This is a genomic window from Shewanella waksmanii ATCC BAA-643 (assembly GCF_000518805.1).
Lineage (GTDB): Bacteria > Pseudomonadota > Gammaproteobacteria > Enterobacterales > Shewanellaceae > Shewanella > Shewanella waksmanii.
The window spans coordinates 44,752-52,199 of record NZ_JAEH01000041.1 but is presented as its reverse complement, the minus strand read 5'-3'; the positions used below and the strand labels follow the sequence as shown (position 1 = coordinate 52,199).

The following is a 7,448-nucleotide window of genomic DNA, read 5'->3' as shown; positions in this document are numbered from 1 at the left end:
CTTGGTGTTTGCAGTGGCTTTCTAAATGCAGTTCACCAACTAACAAGGCATTTAAAACGGAACTTGCTCTTCCCCCGTTTTAGTGGACACCTTCTCATCACTTTGAGGAGGCTAAAATGCCTAAATATACCCAACCAAGAAAGACATGGTTTTACCCTGTAAAATTCAAAGTCAAAGCTGTCCAGCTAAGCTTAAGAGACGATGTCATGTCTAAGGATGTTGCGCTAGCGCTTGATATTCACCCGTTAATGCTGAGTCGTTGGCGAAAAGAAAAACATATAGACACCCATAGTTAATGGCGTAAATAACAACCTCCGACTATGCTTGATTTGCGCATATAACAAGGAGGTTGCATGCCAAGGCCCAGACGAACCCTCATTAGTCTCGAAGACACACCTTATTATCACTGTTGCAGTCGTGTTGTACGACGCGCTTTCTTATGTGGTGATGATAAGTACACTGGCAAAAATTATGACCATCGCCGTGGTTGGGTAGAGGCTCAAATCTTAAAACTTACCGAAGTGTTTGCCATTGATGTGGCGGCTTATTCAGTGATGAGCAACCACCTTCATGTTGTCCTACATATTGATATTGAACAAGTTAATGCCTGGTCAGATAGGGATGTCGTACTGCAATGGCATAAATTGTTTAAAGGAACAGTCTTAACGCAGAAATTTGCTAAAGGTGAAGTGATAGAAGAGTACACAGTTGCTCAGCTTAAACATCTGATAGCGACGTATCGCTCACGTCTTTGCGATATAAGCTGGTTTATGCGTTGTTTAAATGAGCCTATTGCAAGACAAGCTAACCTTGAAGATAACTGCACAGGGCATTTCTGGGAAGGGCGGTTCAAATCACAAGCATTGCTTGATGAAGCAGCTGTATTGGCCTGTATGGCCTATGTAGAGCTTAATCCGATACGGGCTAAAATGGCGACAAAACCTGAGCAATCGGACTTCACGAGTATCAAACTCAGAGTAAAAGCAGCACTTACAGGAGAACAACCTAAGCGTCTTTTACCTTTTATAGGCAATGAACGCACTAACCAACCCAAAGGCATTGCTGTCTCACTGCAAGACTATCTTGTACTGGTAGATGAAACGGGCAGGGTGATTCGAGACGATAAGCGTGGTGCTATTGATTCACAGGTTTGTGACATACTGAGCAGGTTAAACATCCCCTCAGCCAATTGGGTTAAAATTGTCACGGAATTTGGACAGCTTTTCCATGGCCCTGTGGGTACATTGGAAGAGTTTAGCCATTACTGTGAACATCTAAACAAACGAAGGCGACATTTCTCAAGTAGTTGCCAATTTATGCCTGTCAACTAAGTTCAAACGTTCATATTTCACATAACTCCTCAGCTCCTTCCGCAGAATACCCCCCCCTCGCGCCAAATACAGCAATTAATGGCTTATTTCCTCATTTTTGCTAATTTCAAAAAGTTTTTTTGTATTGAGCAAAGCATTTGAAGGTACAAATCTAGTTTGCCCTTGAGTAGTACACAGTAGCTTTGCTATGTTATTGATTAATAATGGCTGGCTAATGTTTTCCTTATCGGGTGAAGATCACAAAATACAGTTGGCTTTTGCTCCTTCGTCGCTGATTCTAGCCAACTTTATTTTGCCTATTAACAGGGCGTTAGGTAGTCAAGGTGGATAGTAAAAGACAGTTGAGATTAAAGGCTAAGTACAACCTATATTTGAGTATTCTGTTTATTGTCTCGCTTGGTGTTTTCTATTTACTCTGGGAAAGTTTGTACTCTTTTTTGCAAGTGTTTGGAGTCGATGAATACGCGTCAGGTGAACCAAGAGGTGAACTTAACAAATATGACTACCTAGTTTTAGTTGTGCTTGTTTTTACATTTTTTATTTCATATTTAGCTACAGCTTTGGTTACTGGATTATTAAATCGATGGACAGTAAAACAAACTTTCGACAGGCTTATTAACTTCAAAAATTTGCCAGAGCACTGGTATAAAGACTGACTACCTAACAAGCTGTTTAACAAGGGCGTTAGGTTTTACGATATCCACAATGTAGAGAAATTATGAACTTTATTGATATATACATAGAGAATTATTCATCCGATAAAGACATGGGTATCGTAGAATACACTATAGATTTTAAATCTGAAAAAGACGCTTCGACTTTTTTAGAGGCTGTCAATATCGAGTATGATGCTAGCAATCCTAAGTTTTTTGGATTGACCTTGCCACACCAAGGCAGGAAGGTAATGTATGCAGGGTCTTGGTATAAATTCCCTTTAGAGCATATGTATGATGAAGATATTCAAGTTATCGATGTGTCTGAAGATAATGAAGGGGAGGGTGGAGCTTTCTATCGAAACAAATTTAAAATTGAGCGCGAAGTAGATTCGTTTAGTGAGTTATTAACTAGTGTAGATTCATTGGATTTTAAATTCGATACAACCATCGACATTGAGCCTGTAGATATCGCCAATGAGTTAGTGGTTGTAGATTGTGGCCAAGGGAATTGGAATGAGGTTCGAACACGTAAACATACTATCATCTATGATTTAGGAGCTTCTTCTAGATATTCCGAAACCCAAATAAAGGCACTTATAGATAGGCGCTTTAAGAATTTCCTTGAAAGATCTGTATACATTGTAATCAGTCACTGGGATATGGATCATTTTCAATCACTTAAATACTTGAGTAAAGAACACTTCTCAAAAATAATTGCAGTGTATGGACCCACAAACGTACCGTCCACACTGGTTTATCAAGATGCAATAGATAATATTTTAGAAAATAATGTTCCTTTTCATTTAATTCCTAATACTGACAGAACCGGTAGAACAATAGATCTTAACTTACTCTTATCTTCAAATTCATTAGACCTTTACCGTGCTACAAATGGGCGCTCTAGAAACCAAACTGGCATAGTTTTGGCGATTAAAGGGAGTGAGAAGTTAGCCCTGCTAACTGGTGATCACCATTACTGTAAAATATTAGCTGCAATATCTGGAAAATATCGTAAACGTAAAACACTTTTAGTTGCCCCCCATCATGGAGGCGCCGCGGGTCATTTTTCAGTGAATGAATGGGCAAAAGAACTAACCGTAGAGGACTGTGCTATTTCTGTAGGTGATAATTCTTACAATCATCCAGATCCTCATCACAACAACCTCGAGGACCTAAGAAATAGCTTACCGGATCGTACAGACCAGGCGGGCGACCTTATCTATAAAATTTAAACCTAACAAGGCCGTCAACGAATGCACAGCAGAGCTGTGCTGGACCTCAACCGCTGAGCGACTTTCGGCCCGTTACGGCGACGTTAGCTTCCAAGGAGTAACATGCAACCAATTTGGATTGACAAGATAGAAGTTGCTAGACGACAGATTACTGAAGCGGTAACTCTATTTTTTGAGTCACGTGATTTTGTAGTGATTCATACTGTTATTGCATCTGCTCATCAGGTGTTAGTTGATGTTGGCAAAGAGCAAGGCGTAGTAAGTTTAGTTAAGAACCCAAAAGGCGTGACGAGAGAGGAATTCAGGAAACATGTAAGAACTGTCAATGAACCTTATAACTTTTTCAAACATGCAGATAAAGATCCTGAAGGAAAGATAAATATCGCTCCAATTGAGAGATTTACATCTGATTTTATGCTTGATGCAATACTAATGCTTCAAAATATTGCGGGTGAAATTCCTCTCGAAGCAAAGGTCTTCTGGAGTTGGTTCGTCAGTACATACCCAGATGAGTTCAGCGACAGTCCTAAAGATGGAGCCCTTAAACACCTGATGTCTTTAGGGCTAAATGAGTGGGATTTTCCTACAATCAGGCAGTTTCTAACATTTGGTGAAATCATGCAGGAAGCTAACAAGTAAATCCAGGTGACGCCTACGGCGCACCTGATTTAGGCGTTTGCCTCACATCCAATATGTGGCAAGGCATCCCTTATTGACACTGTATGTGACTAGTTACTGGTACGCCGACTGGCAATTTGGCACACGCCAACTAGCATGACGGCACCGAGCATTAACGCTGAAAACGGCACGGCGGTGCCAGTATAAAATAGCGCCAGTAATGGCCCCGCAACGGCGCCAAAGCCAAACCTTAGCGTCCCGATAACTGCAGTCGCGGTGCCGGTTTCTTGTTGGAACTTCATCAGCACGATGGCATCGGCGTTCACCGACATAATCCCCAAAAAGCCCATAAAGGGAATAAGCGCGGCAACGGTATAGTGGTAGCTTAAATCCAGTAAGTTAACACTCAGTAAGGCACTGCCGGCGAAAATCGCTAATATGGTTGAGGCTCGAAGCATGCGCCGCGAACCGTACTTGCCTACAATGCGGGTATTGATGATGTTTGCAGCCATAAGGGCGCCAACATTGGTACTAAACAACACCGCAAATAAAGACTTATCCAGCCCAAACACTTCCATGTACACAAAAGGCGATGCAGTGAGGTAGCAGAAAAACGCAAACGAGGTCAGTACACCACTGGTGATATGCAGTTTGACACCGGGTTTAGTAAATACCACTGCGTATGCGCCAAAGAATGATTTTTGACTGCGCTGGCCATGGTTGATGTCGCTGGGCATTTTGAGTTTAACGATGACCAACATCAACAGGGCAATGGCATAGAAGGCCAAGATGAAGAAAATCAGATGCCAATCACCAAACTCAAGAATTAGGCTACCAATGCTAGGGGCGATTAACGGCGCTAGCATCATAATCAGGCTGACATAAGACATGCCTTTGGCGGTGTTTTTACCGTACACCTCTTTAATATACCCCGGCACAACTACCGTTGCTGCGGCTCCAATAAACGCTTGCACAAACCTTAAGCTGAGAAATAGCTCGATATTATTAACAAACGCCAGTATTAGGCTGGTGATGGCAAAGCCTGTTAGCCCAATAATCACTAACGGTCTGCGACCAAATCGGTCTGCAAGAGGACCAAAAGTCAGCATACCCACGGCATAACCTGCGAGGTAGATGCTTAATGATTGCTGCACCATGGTGATATCGGTGTGGAAACTGGTGGCCAAGGTTGCCATAGCCGGCAGATACAGATCGATGGCCAGCGGAGTAATGGCCACAATGGCTGATAGCATTGGGATCAACAGCGCTAGGCTGATCGTTAACTCGGCTTGAGATGGGGCTGTTGGGATCGGATCGCTTTTCACTCATACCTCTTGTGAATTTTGGATGACTTATCGATGAACTGCTGAGGGCACAGCAATTTCTGAGAGGTGGATTAGTCTACGCTCATGCTGGTGTTTTGACCATCTTTAAGCCTGTTGTTTCGCGCTTTATTTGTAACAAATCTCATGTTTGCATCACCAATAGCGAACTTTGTTAAATTAACGTATTAAAAGTGTCATGTTTGTTTCATTTTATTTTCTTACTAGGGTTCTAAATTAGCGGCACTTATCGGGCCAATTGGCAATTTTTGAAACCCATTCTGAAACCTAAGGGAAATAAAAATGAAAACAACAAAAACCATATTGTCGTTATTTGTCGCATCAGCACTGCTAACTGGGTGTGATGGCGACGACGGTGCGGCAGGCGCTAACGGAACTAACGGTACAAATGGTACCGACGGTAGCCAGGGTTTAAGTTCTTTAGTGGCGATTACTGAGCTAGCAATGGGTAGCGAACAGTGTGCGTTGGGCGGTCAGTTAATCGAAACTGGCCTAGATGCTAATGGCAATAGTGTGCTTGACGCCGATGAAGTCGATGCCAGTCAAACTCAAGCGCTGTGCAAAGAGGCGATCGGTCAGCTTTCTGCGCAGCTAATTGCGCGGAATGAGTCTGGCATATTTGGTCAAAGTGCCGCTGAAATTGTCGATTTTCATAAAACGTCGCAGCACATTTTTGTTGTGAATGCCCAAAGTGGTCAAGTTGATATCATTGATGCCAGTACCCTAAGTGGTGGCGAGGTTGCAGCGGATGCTCAATACACCCTTAATAATATCGATAAAGTCGCGTCAATTGATGTTGCAGGTGACTTGGGGCTTACCGATTTAGGTGGCGTAAATAGCTTAGCAATTTTCGATGACCTATTGGCAGTGGCGGTCGAGCGCGGAGACGGCCAAGGCAACAGTAAGCAGGGTAATGGCTATATTGCTTTCTACCAACTTGACGCAGAAGCGCAACCTAGTTTGCTTAAAGCAGTAGAAGTTGGCGCACTGCCTGACAATGTGGTGTTTAGCCATGACGGTAGCAAAGTGATTGTTGCTAACGAGGGGGAACCTAATGATGCTTACACCGTTGATCCTGAAGGCAGTGTATCAATTATTACTCTGGCTGATAGGGTGCCAGCAGATACCGCCAACACCATTGACTTTACTGCCTTTAATGTTGGCGCCGAGCGCAATAGTGAGTTTAGTGACAAAATCAAAGTTAACGGACCGGGTGCAAGCATTGCCCAAGATTTAGAGCCTGAGTACATTGCAGTATCAGCAGATAACACCCAAGCCTATGTGAGCCTGCAGGAAAATAATGCCATTGCTGTTATCGACCTTGAGCAGATGCACGTGGTATCAATAATGCCATTGGGGCTAAAGGACTTTGGATTAGCGCATAACGCCATTGATGCCAGTGATAAAGATGATGCCATCAATATCCAAGCCTATGAAGGGGTATATGGCCTGTATCAGCCTGATACCATTGCCAGCTACTCATGGAACGGCGCGCATTTTATTGTGTCGGCCAATGAAGGTGACGCCCGAGACTACAGTGGTTTCTCTGAAGAAGTTCGTGCCGAAGATCTCACCTTGGATGCCAACCACCCACAAGTGGCCGCAGCGCAAGATGAAACCCAGTTAGGCCGCTTAAAAGTCACGACATCAATGGGTGATACCGATGGTGATGGCGACTACGACCAAATAGTGGGTTATGGCGGACGCTCGTTCTCAATTTGGGATACGTCTGGTAACCAAGTGTTTGATAGCGGCAACCAGATTGCTCGCATTACAGCGGCAGTGTTGGGCGACAACTTCAACAATCATAACGAAGAAAGCAAAGGTGATAGCCGTAGCGATGACAAAGGCGCCGAGCCAGAAGCATTGGCTTTGGGGCAAATTGCGGGTAAGCACTATGCATTTGTTGGCTTGGAGCGCACCTCTGGCTTTATGATTTTTGACATAACTAATCCGTTTGCTGTGCAATTTGTTGATTATATTGTTAATCGAGATTTTGATGTCGATTTTGAGATTGATGGCAGTGACATTACTGGCACACCGGAACTGGCTGGCGACTTGGGCCCTGAAGGCATGAAGTTTGTCGCGGCAGAATATAGCCCGACGGCTAAGCCTTTGTTGATTATTGGCAATGAAGTGAGTGGCACCACGGCAGTGTACCAATTGAGCCTTTAAGCTAACGCGCTTGCTAGTCGATGGTGCGATTATCTATGGCGCTATAATTCATGGTGTTAATCGCGAAACCATAGCAAATCAGATTAGCTTAGT

The 7,448-nt window shown here is 43.5% G+C and carries 6 protein-coding genes and 1 pseudogene; 6 read left to right on the top strand and 1 reads right to left on the bottom strand.

The window, feature by feature from the left end:
• Positions 1-116: 116 nt before the first annotated feature.
• From L865_RS23965 to L865_RS0115220, 5 genes and pseudogenes are all read left to right on the top strand, one after another.
• Positions 117-272: pseudogene (locus tag L865_RS23965) on the top strand (transposase); the annotation flags it as partial.
• Positions 273-353: 81 nt separating this feature from the next.
• Positions 354-1,331 carry a transposase gene (locus L865_RS0115240; RefSeq protein WP_028774024.1) on the top strand — a complete coding sequence of 326 codons (978 nt, stop codon included), beginning with the start codon at positions 354-356 and terminating at the stop codon, positions 1,329-1,331.
• A 323-nt stretch (positions 1,332-1,654) separates the two neighbouring features.
• A complete protein-coding gene (locus L865_RS0115230) occupies positions 1,655-1,987 on the top strand; it encodes a hypothetical protein (RefSeq protein WP_028774023.1) in 333 nt (110 codons plus the stop codon).
• A 62-nt stretch (positions 1,988-2,049) separates the two neighbouring features.
• A complete protein-coding gene (locus L865_RS0115225) occupies positions 2,050-3,219 on the top strand; it encodes a ComEC/Rec2 family competence protein (protein ID WP_028774022.1) in 1,170 nt (389 codons plus the stop codon).
• Positions 3,220-3,321: 102 nt separating this feature from the next.
• A complete protein-coding gene (locus L865_RS0115220; RefSeq protein ID WP_028774021.1) occupies positions 3,322-3,858 on the top strand; it encodes a hypothetical protein in 537 nt (178 codons plus the stop codon).
• A gap of 89 nt (positions 3,859-3,947) precedes the next feature.
• On the opposite strand, the gene L865_RS0115215 is transcribed toward L865_RS0115220, so the two are convergent.
• Positions 3,948-5,162 carry a multidrug effflux MFS transporter gene (locus L865_RS0115215; protein WP_037471309.1) on the bottom strand — a complete coding sequence of 405 codons (1,215 nt, stop codon included), beginning with the start codon at positions 5,160-5,162 and terminating at the stop codon, positions 3,948-3,950.
• 300 nt (positions 5,163-5,462) lie between these two features.
• On the opposite strand from L865_RS0115215, the gene L865_RS0115210 reads away from it, so the two are divergent.
• Positions 5,463-7,355, top strand: a complete 1,893-nt coding sequence (locus L865_RS0115210) for a choice-of-anchor I family protein (protein ID WP_028774019.1) — start codon at positions 5,463-5,465, stop codon at positions 7,353-7,355.
• The last annotated feature ends 93 nt before the right edge of the window (positions 7,356-7,448 follow it).

What these genes read in the sequence shown, in the direction of transcription:
- L865_RS0115240 (WP_028774024.1), top strand. Translation starts at nt 354, where the DNA reads ATGCCAAGGCCCAGACGAACCCTCATTAGTCTCGAAGACACACCTTAT.
- L865_RS0115225 (WP_028774022.1), top strand. Translation starts at nt 2,050, where the DNA reads ATGAACTTTATTGATATATACATAGAGAATTATTCATCCGATAAAGAC.
- L865_RS0115220 (WP_028774021.1), top strand. Translation starts at nt 3,322, where the DNA reads ATGCAACCAATTTGGATTGACAAGATAGAAGTTGCTAGACGACAGATT.
- L865_RS0115210 (WP_028774019.1), top strand. Translation starts at nt 5,463, where the DNA reads ATGAAAACAACAAAAACCATATTGTCGTTATTTGTCGCATCAGCACTG.